The 13,528-nt window shown below is 69.1% G+C and carries 13 protein-coding genes; 6 read left to right on the forward strand and 7 right to left on the reverse strand.

Annotated elements, in window-relative coordinates:
* Nucleotide 1 precedes the first annotated feature (1 nt).
* Both H610_RS0119055 and H610_RS0119060 read right to left on the reverse strand, forming a co-directional pair.
* Nucleotides 2-1,399, reverse strand: a complete 1,398-nt coding sequence (locus tag H610_RS0119055) for a sensor histidine kinase (protein ID WP_028241145.1) — start codon at nt 1,397-1,399, stop codon at nt 2-4.
* A complete protein-coding gene (locus tag H610_RS0119060) occupies nt 1,399-2,097 on the reverse strand; it encodes a response regulator (protein ID WP_028241146.1) in 699 nt (232 codons plus the stop codon). The genes H610_RS0119055 and H610_RS0119060 overlap by 1 nt, the downstream gene beginning before the upstream one ends.
* Before the next feature lie 177 nt (nt 2,098-2,274).
* On the opposite strand from H610_RS0119060, the gene H610_RS0119065 reads away from it, so the two are divergent.
* From H610_RS0119065 to H610_RS0119080, 4 genes are all read left to right on the forward strand, one after another.
* The gene (locus H610_RS0119065; RefSeq protein ID WP_028241147.1) at nt 2,275-3,243 is read left to right on the forward strand and encodes a Bug family tripartite tricarboxylate transporter substrate binding protein; all 969 of its coding nucleotides are present in this window, start codon (nt 2,275-2,277) and stop codon (nt 3,241-3,243) included.
* A gap of 100 nt (nt 3,244-3,343) precedes the next feature.
* Entirely contained in the window at nt 3,344-3,787 is a 444-nt protein-coding gene (locus H610_RS0119070; protein WP_043239069.1) for a tripartite tricarboxylate transporter TctB family protein, read from the forward strand.
* 1 nt (nt 3,788) lies between these two features.
* Nucleotides 3,789-5,318 (forward strand): tripartite tricarboxylate transporter permease, encoded by a 1,530-nt coding sequence (locus H610_RS0119075; protein ID WP_028241149.1) that lies wholly within the window; start codon nt 3,789-3,791, stop codon nt 5,316-5,318.
* A complete protein-coding gene (locus H610_RS0119080; protein WP_028241150.1) occupies nt 5,315-6,340 on the forward strand; it encodes an AbrB family transcriptional regulator in 1,026 nt (341 codons plus the stop codon). The genes H610_RS0119075 and H610_RS0119080 overlap by 4 nt, the downstream gene beginning before the upstream one ends.
* A gap of 358 nt (nt 6,341-6,698) precedes the next feature.
* Here the strand turns inward: H610_RS0119080 and H610_RS0119085 are convergent, their stop codons facing one another.
* The 5 genes from H610_RS0119085 to H610_RS0119105 all read right to left on the reverse strand — a co-directional run bounded on the left by H610_RS0119085 (nt 6,699) and on the right by H610_RS0119105 (nt 9,630).
* On the reverse strand, nt 6,699-7,928 hold the full coding sequence (locus tag H610_RS0119085) for a nucleoside recognition domain-containing protein (RefSeq protein ID WP_028241151.1): 1,230 nt from the start codon (nt 7,926-7,928) through the stop codon (nt 6,699-6,701).
* Between the two features lie 429 nt (nt 7,929-8,357).
* Nucleotides 8,358-8,528 (reverse strand): DUF1328 domain-containing protein, encoded by a 171-nt coding sequence (locus H610_RS25195; protein ID WP_003282841.1) that lies wholly within the window; start codon nt 8,526-8,528, stop codon nt 8,358-8,360.
* A 51-nt stretch (nt 8,529-8,579) separates the two neighbouring features.
* Entirely contained in the window at nt 8,580-8,741 is a 162-nt protein-coding gene (locus H610_RS25730; protein WP_161630484.1) for a hypothetical protein, read from the reverse strand.
* Between the two features lie 16 nt (nt 8,742-8,757).
* Complete coding sequence (locus H610_RS25840; protein ID WP_043239073.1) at nt 8,758-8,991, reverse strand: hypothetical protein; 234 nt, start codon at nt 8,989-8,991, stop codon at nt 8,758-8,760.
* 207 nt (nt 8,992-9,198) lie between these two features.
* Nucleotides 9,199-9,630 carry a PA2169 family four-helix-bundle protein gene (locus tag H610_RS0119105; protein WP_028241152.1) on the reverse strand — a complete coding sequence of 144 codons (432 nt, stop codon included), beginning with the start codon at nt 9,628-9,630 and terminating at the stop codon, nt 9,199-9,201.
* Nucleotides 9,631-10,097: 467 nt separating this feature from the next.
* On the opposite strand from H610_RS0119105, the gene algB reads away from it, so the two are divergent.
* Nucleotides 10,098-11,444, forward strand: a complete 1,347-nt coding sequence (gene algB, locus H610_RS0119110) for a sigma-54-dependent response regulator transcription factor AlgB (RefSeq protein ID WP_028241153.1) — start codon at nt 10,098-10,100, stop codon at nt 11,442-11,444.
* Nucleotides 11,441-13,228, forward strand: a complete 1,788-nt coding sequence (locus tag H610_RS0119115) for a KinB sensor domain-containing domain (RefSeq protein ID WP_028241154.1) — start codon at nt 11,441-11,443, stop codon at nt 13,226-13,228. The genes algB and H610_RS0119115 overlap by 4 nt, the downstream gene beginning before the upstream one ends.
* The last annotated feature ends 300 nt before the right edge of the window (nt 13,229-13,528 follow it).

Below are 13,528 nucleotides of genomic sequence, written 5' to 3' on the forward strand. Positions count from 1 at the left end.
GTCAGTCGGCGCCACCGTCCGGGAACCGTACGCTGACCCGCAGGCCGCCCTGCGCGCCTTCGTCCAGAGTGATCGAGGCGCGGTGTGCGCGGACGATCTCGCCGACGATCGCCAGCCCGAGCCCGGCGCCCGGCCCCTGGGTGTCGCGGCGGTAGAAACGGGCGAACACCTTGTCGCGCTCGCCGGGCGGAATGCCGGGGCCGTCATCCTCCACCTCGAGCACGCCCGGCGCCTGCACCCGCAGCACCACGTTGCCGCCCGCCGGGGTGTGCGCCAGGGCGTTGTCCACCAGGTTGCTGAGCAGCTCGTTGAGCAGGGTCGGCTCGCCGTGGACGAACACCGGGCGCTCGGCCTCCAGCGCCAGGGCGATGCCGCGCTTGTAGGCCAGGGCGGCCATCGCCAGCCCCAGCTCGCGTGCCAGCCGGCTGAGGTCCAGGCGCTGCGCGCCGCCCTCGGCGATGGCCTGGGCACCGCTCTCGATGCGCCCGAGCGACAGCAGCTGGTTGGCCAGGTGGGTCAGCCGCTCGGTGTGTGCCGCGCTTTCCTCCAGCGTCTGCCGCCAGCGCGCTGGCGACTGCTCGCGCAGGCCCAACTCGATCCGTGCCTTCAGCGCCGCCAGCGGCGTGCGCAGCTCGTGGGCGGCGTCGGCGATGAACTGCGCCTGCCGCTCGAACTGTCGGCGCAGGCGCTCGGTGAAGTGGTTGAGCGCCTCCACCAGCGGCTTCAGCTCGCGGTGCACGTCGACCATCGGCAGCGGCCGCAGGTCGTCCGGCTGGCGCTCCTCCACCGCCTCGCTGAGACGCCCGAGCGGGCGCAGCGCGGCGGATACCGCGAGCCAGACCAGCGCCAGCGCGGCGATCGCCAGCACTCCGATGCGCCACAGGGTGTCGGTCAGCAGCCCGCGGGCCATGCGCTCGCGGGCGCCGAGCGTCTCGGCCACGCGGATCTCGGCGATGCCATTGACCTCCGGCTCGCTGACCGGCTGCAGCAGGCTCACCAGGCGCACGCCGAGGCCCTTGTACTCGCCGTCGTAGAAGCGCGCCAGGGCCGGATAGTCGTCGGTGCGCGGGGTGCCCGGCGGCGGCTCCGGCAGGCCCTCGTAGCCGGACACCAGCTGCCCGGCCGGACCCAGCACCTGGTAGAAGATGCGCCCGGCGCTGTCGTAGGCGAAGGTGTCGAGGGCGATGTAGGGGACGTTGGCGCGCAGCTCGCCGTTCTGGCTGATCAGTCCGTCGGCGATGGCTCGCGCCGAGGCCAGCAGGGTGCGGTCGTAGGCGCTGTCGGCGGCGGCGCGGCCGTTCCAGTAGGCGCTCCAGCCGCTGAACGCCATCAGCAGCGCCAGCAGCAGCGCCAGGAGGCTCAGCAGGCGGCCGCGCAGGCTGCCGATCGTACGCGCCATCAGTGGCCCCGCGACGGCGCGGCGTCCGTGCCTTCCGGCGCCTCGAGCAGGTAGCCGAGGCCGCGGAAGGTAACGATGCGCACCGGGCTGCCCTCGAGCTTCTTGCGCAGCCGGTGGATGTAGATCTCGATGGCGTCGGCGCTGGCGTCCTCGTCCAGGCCGAACACCTGGGCGGCCAGCTGGTCCTTGCTCATCACCCGCCCGGGCCGGGCGATCAGCGCCTCCAGCACCGCCTGCTCGCGCGAGGTCAGCGCCAGCGGCGCGCCGTCGAGGGCGAAGCGCCGGGTGCCGAGGTCGTACACCAGCGGACCGCAGCGCTGCTGCTGTTCGCCGCCGAGCAGGCTGCGCCGCAGCAGCGCCTTGACCCGCGCCTCCAGCTCGGACAGTTCGAAGGGCTTGGCCAGGTAGTCGTCGGCGCCGAGGTTGAGCCCGTGCACCCGGTCCTTCACCTCGCCGCGGGCGGTGAGCATCAGCACCGGCAGGGTCCTGCCGCGCTCGCGCAGGCGCGCCAGCACCTGGAAGCCGTCGAGCCGCGGCAGCCCGACGTCGAGGATCGCCAGCGCGTAGTCCTCGCTGGACAGCGCCAGGTCGGCGGCCACGCCGTCGGCCAGCAGGTCGACGGTCCAGCCGGCGGCGCGCAACGCCTGGGCCACGCTCTCGGCGAGCGGGGGGTGATCCTCGACCAGCAGAATGCGCATTGCCGCCTCCGGGGGCATGAAAGACCGGCGCAGTGTAGCCTCTCGCCGTGCTCCTCTGCTGGCCCTGCATGGCTGAAAGGATGGCGAAAGCTTGGCGCTCTAGCCTAGGCATACGGATGACCGGCTCATCCATCGGCAGTCCGCTGCCACACAACAAAAACAAAGAGGAGACTCCCCATGAAGCTCAGCCGCATTGCCGCGCTGTCCTCCTGCCTGTTGCTGTCCACCCAGCTGATGGCCGAACCCAAACGTCCCGAATGCATCGCTCCGGCCAAGCCCGGCGGCGGTTTCGACCTGACCTGCAAGCTGGCCCAGAGCGGCCTGAAGGACGAGGGCCTGCTCGAATCGCCGATGCGCGTCACCTACATGCCCGGCGGCGTCGGGGCGGTGGCCTACAACGCGGTGGTCGCCCAGCGCGCCGACGAACCCGGCACCATCACCGCCTTCTCCAGCGGCTCGCTGCTCAACCTCGCGCAGGGCAAGTTCGGCCGCTACGACGAGACCGCGGTACGCTGGCTGGCCGGCATCGGCACCGACTACGGCGCCATCTCGGTGCGCGCCGACGCGCCCTACCAGAACCTCGACGAACTGATCGCCGCGGTGAAGAAGGACCCCGCCTCGGTGGTCTTCGGTGCCGGCGCCACCATCGGCGGCCAGGACTGGATGCAGACCGCGCTGATCGCCCGCGCCGCCGGCGTCGATCCGAAGAAGCTGCGCTACGTCGCCTTCGAGGGCGGCGGCGAGACCCTCACCGCCATGCTCGGCGGCCACGTGCAGGTCACCTCCAGCGGCCTCGGCGAAGTCACCCCGCAGCTGGAGGCCGGCAAGATCCGTATCCTCGCGGTGCTCTCCGACGAGCGCCTGCCGGGCAAGCTGGCCGAGATCCCCACCGCCAAGGAACAGGGCTACGACATCACCTGGCCGGTGATTCGCGGCTTCTACATGGGCCCGAAGGTCAGCGACGAAGACTTCAACTGGTGGAAAGGCCAGTTCGACAAGCTGCTCGCCGACGAGGATTTCGACCGCCTGCGCACCGAACGCGACCTGTTCCCGCTGACCCTGACCGGCGACGAGCTGACCGCCTTCGTCAACAAGCAGGTGCAGGACTACAAGGCCCTCGCCGCGGAATTCGGCCTGGTCAAGTAAGCGCTGCCGACCCCCTCTCCTTCGGGAGAGGGCTGGGCCTGCGACGCGCCCCGCGTCTGCCCTGAGCCGCTGCCGGCGAGAGGGCATATCGGAGGATCACATGTACGTTCGTCTGTTCGCGGCGATCTGGCTGCTCGCCTGCGCCGGCCTCGCCGTGCTCGCCTGGAGCTTCGAGGCGCCCTTCGCCTACGACCCGGTGGGCCCGCGCGCCTACCCCCTGCTGCTGCTCGCGCTGATGGCGGCGGGCTCGCTCTGGCTGCTGGTCAAGCCCAAGGGCGAGCCGACCCCGGCCATCGACTGGGCGATGGCGCGCAAGGTGCTGTTGTGCATCGTCGCGCTGCTCGCCTACGCGCTGCTGTTCGAGCCGCTCGGCTTCGTACTCAGCACCGCGCTGGCCGGCTTCGCGATGGGCCTGCTGTTCAACGGCCGGCTGCTGCCCAGCGCCGTCAGCGGCCTGCTCATGGGCGTGCTGCTGTACGTCCTGTTCGATCGCCTGCTCGACGTGCCGCTGCCGCTTGGCGTGCTCGAGCTGATGGAGGGCTGACATGGAAACCCTGAACTTCCTCATGCAGGGCTTCGACGTCGCCCTGCGCCCGACCAACCTGCTGGTGGCGCTGTTCGGCGCCTTCGTCGGCACCGTGGTCGGCCTGCTCCCGGGCCTCGGCCCGATCAACGGCGTGGCGCTGCTGCTGCCGATCGCCTTCGCCCTCGGCCTGCCGCCGGAAACCGCGCTGATCCTGCTCGCCGCGGTGTACCTGGGCTGCGAATACGGCGGGCGCATCTCCGCCATCCTGCTCAACGTGCCGGGCGATGCCGCGGCGATCATGACCACCCTCGACGGCTATCCGTTGGCCCGGCAGGGCAAGGCCGGGATCGCCCTGTCGCTGTCGGCGATCAGCTCCTTCATCGGCAGCATCATCGCCACCTGCGGCGTGGTGCTGTTCGCCCCGCTGCTGGCGGACTGGGCGGTGGCCTTCGGCCCGGCGGAGTACTTCGTGCTGATGATCTTCGCCATCGCCTGCCTGGGCGGCATGGTCGGCGACAAGCCGGTCAAGACGCTGATGTCGGCGCTGATCGGCCTCGGCCTGGCGACCGTCGGGGTGGACGCCACCACCGGCGTGTATCGCTTCACCTTCGGCAGCGTCAGCCTGTCCGACGGCATCCAGTTCGTCATCGTGGTGATCGGCCTGTTCTCGGTCAGCGAGATCCTGCTGATGCTGGAGAACACCCATGCCGGCCAGCAGGCGGTGAAGGCCAGCGGGCGCATGCTGTTCAACTTCAAGGAATTCGGCCAGACCGTCTGGACCATGCTGCGCAGCGCCGTGGCCGGCTTCGTCATCGGCACCCTGCCCGGCGCCGGGGCGACCATCGCCAGCGCCATGACCTACATGACCGAGAAGCGCATGGCCGGCGACAAGGGGCGCTTCGGCGACGGCGACCTGCGCGGCGTGGCGGCGCCGGAAGCAGCCAACAACGCCTCGGCCTGCGGCTCGCTGATCCCGATGCTGACCCTCGGCGTGCCGGGCTCGGGCACCACCGCGGTGATGATCGGCGCGCTGACGCTGTACAACATCACTCCCGGCCCGCTGCTGTTCGAGCAGCAGCCGGACGTGGTCTGGGGCCTGATCGCCTCGCTGTTCATCGGCAACGTCATCCTGGTGCTGATGAACATCCCGCTGGTGGGGCTGTTCGCCCGCATGCTGGCGGTGCCGAACTGGATTCTCGTGCCGGCCATCGCGGTGGTCAGCCTGGTGGGCGTCTACGCGGTGCACAGCACCACCTTCGACCTGGTGCTGATGATCGGCCTCGGCGTGTTCGGCTATATCCTGCGCAAGCTGGATTTCCCGTTATCCTCGCTGATCCTCGGTTTCGTACTCGGTGAGATGATGGAAGACAACCTGCGCCGCGCCCTGTCGATCTCCAACGGCGAGCTCGGCATCCTCTGGGGCAGCCCGATCACCCTCGCGCTCTGGGCGCTGGCCGCGCTGATGCTGGCGCTGCCGGGGCTGCGCTGGTGGCGCAACACCCGCCGCCGGGTGCGCGAGACGGCCGCCGAAACCCATCCGGCACCATGACGGTCGGCAACCTGCCGCGCTGGTGGGGCACCCCGCTGGTGGGGGCGGTCGGCGGCTGGCTGGCCACCCTCGCCAACTGGCCGCTGCCGTGGATGATCGGCTCGCTGCTGGCGGTCATCGGCGTGCGCTGCGCCGGCTGGCTGGTGACCGAGGTGCCGCGCGGGCGCCAGGCCGGCCAGTGGATCATCGCCAGTGCCATCGGCCTGCATTTCACCAGCGAGGTGATGACCGAGGTGCTGCGCCACTTCGGGGTGATCCTCGCCGGCGCGGTCGGCACCCTGCTGCTGGGGCTGATCGGCATCTTCATCCTGCTGCGCTCGGGCACCGACCGCGCCACCGCGTTCTTCGCCAGCATGCCCGGCGGGGCCAGCGAGATGGTCAACCTGGCCAACCGGCACGACGCCGAGCCGGCGCGGGTGGCGGCGGCGCACAGCCTGCGGCTGCTGCTGGTGGTGCTGATCATCCCGGCGCTGTTCACCTGGAGCCTGCCGCCGATACCGCCGCCGCCGCGGGCGCCGGTGGACGCCCTCTGGCTGGCGCTGCTGCTGCCGGCCGGCGGCCTGCTGGCGATGCTCTGGCAACGGCTCGGCCAGCCCAACCCCTGGATGCTCGGGCCGCTGACCGCCTGCGCGATCGGCAGCGTGGCCTTCGACCTGCACATCGGCCTGCCGGCCTGGGCCGGCGCGCTGGGGCAATGGCTGATCGGCTGCTCGCTGGGCTGCCACTTCGACCGGCCGTTCTTCCGCGCCGCACCGACCTTCCTCGTGCGCATCCTGCTGTTCACCCTGCTGGCGATGCTCGCCGCCGCCGGCCTGGCCGAGGCGCTCGGCTGGCTGGCGACCCTCGACCAGACCTCGCTGATGCTTGGCATGATGCCGGGCGGCATCACCGAGCTGTGCCTGACGGCGGAGGCGCTGCAATTGTCGGTGGCGCTGGTGACGGCGTTGCAGGTGCTGAGGCTGTTCCTCGTCATGTTCCTCGCCGAGCCGATGTTCAGGCTCTGGCAACGCTCCACGCTTTAGCCCGCCGCCAGGCGGGCTCTTTTTTCTCGGAAGCTTCGGACAACCGAGCTTCACCGCAAACGATACCCCGCCAGGTCGCAGGTAGCGCCTGCTCCTGCAGGTGTTCATCGAAGCTCCTGGCGGCGGGCTTTTCCCTTCTCCCTCCGGGAGGAGGTGGCCCGCAGGGCCGGATGAGGGAAGCGTGCACAGCGCCCTCCCCCCAACCCTCTCCCGGAGGGAGAGGGAGTTGTTTCAGCGTCGGTACGCGGCAACGTGCGGGCCCGGTTCGCGACCGAGGTCGCTCCTACAGGCCTGCCTCGACATCGGCCCCGCCCTGCGGGCTCAGCCATCCGTTGGCGCGCCGTGCGCGCCTAACACGTCAGCCAAAGAACCAGTAGCACACCGAAATGGCCGCGATCACCCCGGCCAGGTCCGCCAGCAGCGCGCAGCCGACCGCATGGCGTGCGCGCTGAATGCCCACCGCGCCGAAGTACACGGCCAGCACGTAGAAGGTCGTCTCGGTGCTGCCCTGCATGGTCGCCGCGACCAGTGCCGGGAAGCTGTCGACGCCATGGTTCTGCATCGTCTCGATCAGCAGCGCCCGCGCCGCGCTGCCGGAGAACGGCTTGACCAGCGCGGTCGGCAGCGCGTCGACGAAGCGGGTGTCCCAGCCGAGCGCCTCGACCAGCCAGCGGATGCCGTCGAGGCCGAAGTCCAGCGCGCCGGATGCGCGCAGGGCGCCGACCGCCACCAGCATCGCCACCAGGTAGGGCAGCAGGCTCCGGGCCACGTCGAAGCCTTCCTTGGCGCCCTCGACGAAGGCCTCGTAGACCGGCACCTTGCGCAGCGCGCCGACTACCACGAAGGCGAGGATCAGGCCGAACAGGACCAGGTTGCCGAGCAGCGAGGACAATGCCGCCAGCGCCGTCGCCGAGAGCCCGGCGAGCAGCGCCATGAAGGCGCCGAGCAGCAGTGCGCCGGGGATCAGGTAGGCGACCACCACCGGGTCCCACAGGCGCAGGCGCTGGACCAGCGCGACGCTGAGCAGGCCGGCGAGGGTCGAGGCGCTGGTCGCCAGCAGGATCGGCAGGAACACCAGGGTCGGGTCGTCCGCACCCTGCTGCACGCGGTACATGAAGATCGACACGGGCAACAGCGTCAGCGAGGAGGCGTTGAGCACCAGGAACAGGATCTGCGCATTGCTCGCCGTGGTGCTCGACGGGTTGAGCTCCTGCAGCGCGCGCATGGCCTTCAGGCCGATGGGCGTGGCCGCGTTGTCCAGCCCCAGGCCGTTGGCGGCGAAGTTCAGGGTGATCAGGCCGAGCGCCGGGTGCCCGGCCGGTACCTCCGGCATCAGCCGGCGGAACAGCGGCCCGAGCAACCGCGCCAGCAGTTCCACCAGCCCGGCCTGTTCGGCGATGCGCAGGAAGCCCAGCCACAGCGTCAGGGTGCCGAACAGGACGATCATCACCTCGACCGCCAGCTTGGCCATGCCGAACAGGCTTTCCACCAGCGCCGCGAACACGCCCGGGTCGCCGCCGATCAGCCAGCGCGCCAGCGAGGCCACCGCGGCGACGACGAAGAACCCCAGCCAGAGGCCATTGAGCATGCGCATCTCCCGAAAGTGCAGGCGGCGATGATAGCTGCCGGGCACGCCAGGGTCACGGCGCGGCCGTGAGCGGCACGAGGCGATGCGCGAAGGTAACGAAATCAAGGGGGAGGCATGGCCACCGGGACGGGGCATGCCGAGGAAGATGCCAAGCCGTCGGCCGGAGCGGGAAAGGTTTCACCGCTCCGGCCACAGCCCTGCCGAACCTGGTCCGCTATTGCGGAGGTACTCCCTGTACCCCTAGGTCGTACCGCTCGATGCAGTACAACCCGACCCCTTGGTCCACCCCGGTCCGGGGTGTCTGCTTCGGAACGGCACGACCGGCGCCGTTTCCGATTTCCGGGCAAGTGCCGATGCACTCGCCGAAAAAGGTGCGCTCCCTGCAGCCTTAAGGCCGCCCATCCCGGGCGGCGCTCGTCAGTCAGGCATTCAGACCCGCGGCCCGCGTCCCCGGCCGAAGATCAGCGAAGCCACGAACAGCACCAGGAACACCACGAACAAGATCTTGGCGATTCCGGTCGCGGTTCCGGCGATGCCACCGAAGCCCAGCACGGCAGCGATGATGGCGATGATCAGAAAGGTAATGGCCCAACTCAGCATGGTAGTTCTCCTCTCGGGTTTGGAACGGCTCGGCCTCGCCGCGCGTGGCGGTCAGGCGCGATTCACTGCGTCCTTGCCGGCATGGGGAGATGGCGGCGTCAGGCCTCCCTTGCGCGACTCGACGAAGGCATGGCCGGCGTAGGCAAGACTGGCCAGCAGGCTCACCAGCAGGCAGGTCGAGATAAGCAGCATCGAGGCACTGACGATCCACATACGAACTCTCCATCAGTCAAAACACCCAGCGCTGCGATCCGCCAACCTGGGTCATGGAGCCCGGTTGCAGAACGTTGTCCTGCGCGAGCTTGACCGGTTGAGCGTCGTAGAGCCGAATTCGTTCCACCGAGTCGCGCTGCGCCTGGCTGAGCGGTTGCGACATCGGTCGGTCGGCACCGAAAATCAGGGTGACCACGGCGGCGGTGAGGAAAGCTTTGCTGGCTAGGGAAAAGCTGGCGGGGCGGAACATTCCTCAACTCCTTCTGTGCGATTACGTCGGTACTGGGCGATTTACAGAAGGTATTGCACGGCCTGTGCCAGCTCGTCTTTGAAAGATTTTCACTTTATTTTCAATAGGTTATTGAAGCATAACGAATCAACCCCGGACTCAACTTGCACGATGCCGCCTGCGCCTCATTGCAAATTGCAAGACAGGACGTCCCTGTCCCGGTGCCCCTCAGGCAAGGCTCTGCTTGAGGCTGCGCATGCGGTCGTGGCAGGCGCGGATCTTCGGCAGCTCGATGGCCAGCAGCGCCCGTACGTCGGGTTCCGCGTCCTTTAGTGCGTCCTCGAAGGCGTGCAGGATGCGGTCCTCCATTTCCTCCAGCTGCGCCACGTAGGTGGCGTTCTCGTTGCCGAGATGAGCCTTGGTGTCGGCATACAGCTGGCGCATGCGGCCGCTGAGCGTGCCGTCCTGCGAGGGTTGCTCGTTGTTGGCGGCGACCTTCACGCTCAGCGCCTGGATGATCTGGATTTTCGCCTGGGCCATGTCGCGGAACAGCTTGCACAGCTCGGGATCCTTCACCTCGTCCATGGCGTGCTGGTAGAAGCGCTGGCCGTCACGGGTGATCTCGATGAGTTCGTTCAGGTGGGTCATGGCAGGATTCATGGGGTTCTCCCGGTCGTTGGTGGATCGGTGCTCGACGACGAGCCTATCGACTTGGACCTCGCACAGCCCCGAACCGCCCGCGCAGCGGCCATCGTCCGGGCCTTTTCCGACTGGCTGTCGAGCGGCCGCGGTGGCGTGGTTTCGGCCCGATCGGCCAGGCCAGGCGGCCGCCGATGAGGGCTGTTGCACTCTCGTCGCTGTCATCGTGCAACTTGCACGGCATTTCGTAGACTAAGCAGGGCGCCAGCCAAGGTGGGCACAGACCCGCCGACGCGTTAAGGTGCGCCCTTGCAACAACCCAACCCGCCTGCACTTGCGTTGGGCTGCGTGAAAGCGCCCGCGACGTCTGGTCAGACGACAACGATTGCCGAGGCACGGTTCAGGCGTGCCCGCCCCGTCGTTCGCTGACCGGCATCGCCGTGCCCTTCACCCGCCCCGCCGACAGGCATGCCCTCACCGGAGCCCTCATGGACCAGACGCCGGAACTCAGCGGTCGCATCCTGCTCGTGGATGACGAAGCCGCGATTCTCCGCACCTTTCGCTACTGCCTGGAAGACCGCGGCTACACCGTGGTGACAGCGGCCAGCGCCGCCCAGGCCGAATCGATCCTGCAGCGCCAGGTCTTCGACCTGTGCTTTCTCGACCTGCGCCTGGGCGAGGACAACGGCCTCGACGTGCTGGCGCACATGCGCGTGGTGGCACCCTGGATGCGGGTGGTGATCGTCACCGCGCACTCGGCGGTGGACACCGCGGTCGATGCCATGCAGGCCGGTGCCGCCGACTACCTGGTCAAGCCGTGCAGCCCCGAACAGCTGCGCCTGGCCGCGGCCAAGCAGCTGGAGGTGCGGCAGATGGCGGCCCGCCTCGAGGCGCTGGAAGGCGAGATGCAGAAGCGCAGCGACGCGCTCGGCTCCAACAGCCCGATGATGATGGGCGTGCTGGAAACCGCCCGGCAGGTCGCCGACACCGATGCCAACATCCTCATCCTCGGCGAGTCCGGCACCGGCAAGGGCGAGCTGGCGCATGCCATCCACACCTGGAGTCGGCGGGCGAAGAAGGCCTTCGTCACCATCAACTGCCCGTCACTGTCGGCCGACCTGATGGAGAGCGAGCTGTTCGGCCACAACCGCGGCGCTTTCACCGGTGCCACCGAGAGCACCCTCGGCCGGGTCAACCAGGCCGACGGCGGCACGCTGTTCCTCGACGAGATCGGCGACTTCCCGCTGGCGCTGCAGCCCAAGCTGCTGCGCTTCATCCAGGACAAGGAATACGAGCGCGTCGGCGACCCGGTGACCCGCCGCGCCGACGTGCGGATCCTCGCGGCGACCAACCTCAACCTCGAGGAAATGGTGCGCGAGGGCAAATTCCGCGAGGACCTGCTGTACCGCCTGAACGTCATCACCCTGACCCTGCCGCCGCTGCGCGAGCGGCCGGAAGACATCGTCGCCCTGGCCGAGCGCTTCCTCGCCCACTTCGTGAAGAACTACGGCCGCCCGGCGCGCGGCTTCAGCGACGCCGCCGTCTCGGCGCTGCGCGCCTACCGCTGGCCGGGCAACATCCGCGAGCTGCGCAACGTGGTCGAACGCGCCAGCATCATCTGCCCGCAGCCGATGATCGACGTGAGTCACCTGGGGCTCGGCGAGCAGGTCACCAGCAACGCGCCACGGATCGGCGAGCCGATGAGCCTGGAAGAGCTGGAAAAGGCCCACATCGCCGGCGTGCTTGCTGCCAGCGAGACGCTGGAACAGGCCGCCCGCACCCTCGGCATCGACGCCTCGACGCTCTATCGGAAGCGCAAGCAGTACGGCCTATGAAGCTGCAGATGAAGCTGAGAACCCGCCTGTTCCTCGGGTTCTCCGCCCTGATGACGGTGGCGCTGCTCGGCCTGTTGCTGGCGCTGGTGAGCGTGGTGCACATGGCACGCAGCCAGGAGCACCTGATCCGCAACAGCTTCGGGGTCATCGAGACCGGCCAGAAGATGCGCCAGGCGCTGGGCACGCACATGGCCATCCTGCTGCGCCAGGGCAACGACGCCGAGGCGCTGGTCGAGAGCCGCGAGGCCTTCCAGCAGGCCCTGGCCGAGGGGCTGGCCGAAGCCAACGACGAGGCCGATCGCCAGGCCTACCTGGCTGCCGCCGAAGCCTTCGCCGCCTTCACCCGGGAAATCGACCTCACCGAGCAGCAGCCCTGGACGCCCCGCGAGGACGAGCAGGTGAGCCAGGCCTTCAACCATGTGCGCCACCTGGTGGTGGACATGCAGCAGTCGGCCTACGACCAGATCCGCGACACCGAGATCCAGGGCCGCGAACGCGCCGTGCTGCTGGCCGGCGTGCTCGGCCTGACCGGCGTGGCGGTGCTGCTGATCGGCTTCATCACCGCACACAGCTTCGCGCGCCGCTTCGGCGACCCGATCGAAAAGCTCTCGGTGGCCGCCGACCGCATCGGCCGCGGCGACTTCGACGTCGCCCTGCCGACCTCGCCGATCGCCGAGCTGTCGCTGCTGATCGGCCGCTTCGCGCTGATGGCCCAGGCGCTGCACCGCTTCAAGCAGACCAATGTCGAAGCGCTGGTCAACGGCCAGCAGCGCCTGCAGGCGCTGCTCGACAGCATCGACGACGGCCTGCTGATCATCGACCGCGAGGGTCGGCTGGAACACGCCAACCCGGTCGCCCAGCGCCAGCTGGCGTGGGAAACCGAGCACCTGGGCTCGAGCCTCGGCCAGGCGCTGGGCTATCCCGAACTCGACGACGCCGCCCGCCAGGTGCTCGACGACCAGCCGCTGTCCGCCCCGCCGCAGGACCTGTCGATCGAGGCCGACGGCGAGCGGCGCCTGCTGGCCTGGCGCATGAGCCCGGTCAGCCACCACGACGGGCGCATCAGCGGCGCGGTGATGGTGCTGCACGACGTCACCGACCAGCGCACCTTCGAACGGGTGCGCAACGAGTTCGTGCTGCGCGCCTCGCACGAACTGCGCACGCCGGTGACCGGCATGCAGATGGCCTTCAGCCTGCTGCGCGAACGCATCAAGTTCGCCGAGAACAGCCGCGAGGCCGACCTGCTGACCACGGTGCACGAGGAAATGCAGCGCCTGGTGCGGCTGATCAACGACCTGCTGGATTTCTCCCGCTACCAGAGCGGCCAGCAGAAACTGCAACTGATGCCCTGCGACATCGCCGAGCTGCTGGAACAGGCGCGCCAGCGCTTCCTGCCGCAGGCCGCCGAGCACCGCATCGAACTGGGCCTGGAACTGCAGCCGCCGCTGCCGAGCCTGCTGCTCGACCGCCAGCAGATCGAGCGGGTGCTCGACAACCTGCTGAGCAACGCCCTGCGCCACACCCCCGACGGCGGCGAGATCCGCCTGCTGGCGCGGCGCCATGGCGAGCGGGTGATCCTCAGCGTGGAAGACAACGGCGAGGGCATTCCCTACAGCCAGCAGGCACGCATCTTCGAGCCCTTCGTGCAGATCGGCCGCCGCCGCGGCGGCGCCGGCCTCGGCCTGGCGCTGTGCAAGGAAATCGCCCAGCTGCACGGCGGGCGGATCGGCGTACACTCGCGCATCGGCCACGGCACCATCTTCTACATCGCCCTGCCGATCTGAAGCGGGTCAGATTGCGTCCCGCATGTCGCCTCCCTGCTCTGGTCTCGCCCGGAGACCACAGCGCGAAGCCCGCAGGGTGGGCCGGGCGGCGTTCCGCTTCAGCCCACCCCGAGACACATCGACACCCAAAGAGCCGGATACCAGGGTAATGCTGTTCACTTAGGCAAGCTCGCCCCGGGTCGGGCCTCCCACAAGAGCGGAGTTGCCTACCTGAACCCCGTGGATTGCGCGCCCTCGCGGCGAAATCAGGCTTGTAGGCCCCGCGACAGCCAAAGGTTTCCTGGGGCGTCCTCAGCCAAG

Origin of the sequence: Stutzerimonas azotifigens DSM 17556 (assembly GCF_000425625.1) — a bacterium.
Lineage (GTDB): Bacteria > Pseudomonadota > Gammaproteobacteria > Pseudomonadales > Pseudomonadaceae > Stutzerimonas > Stutzerimonas azotifigens.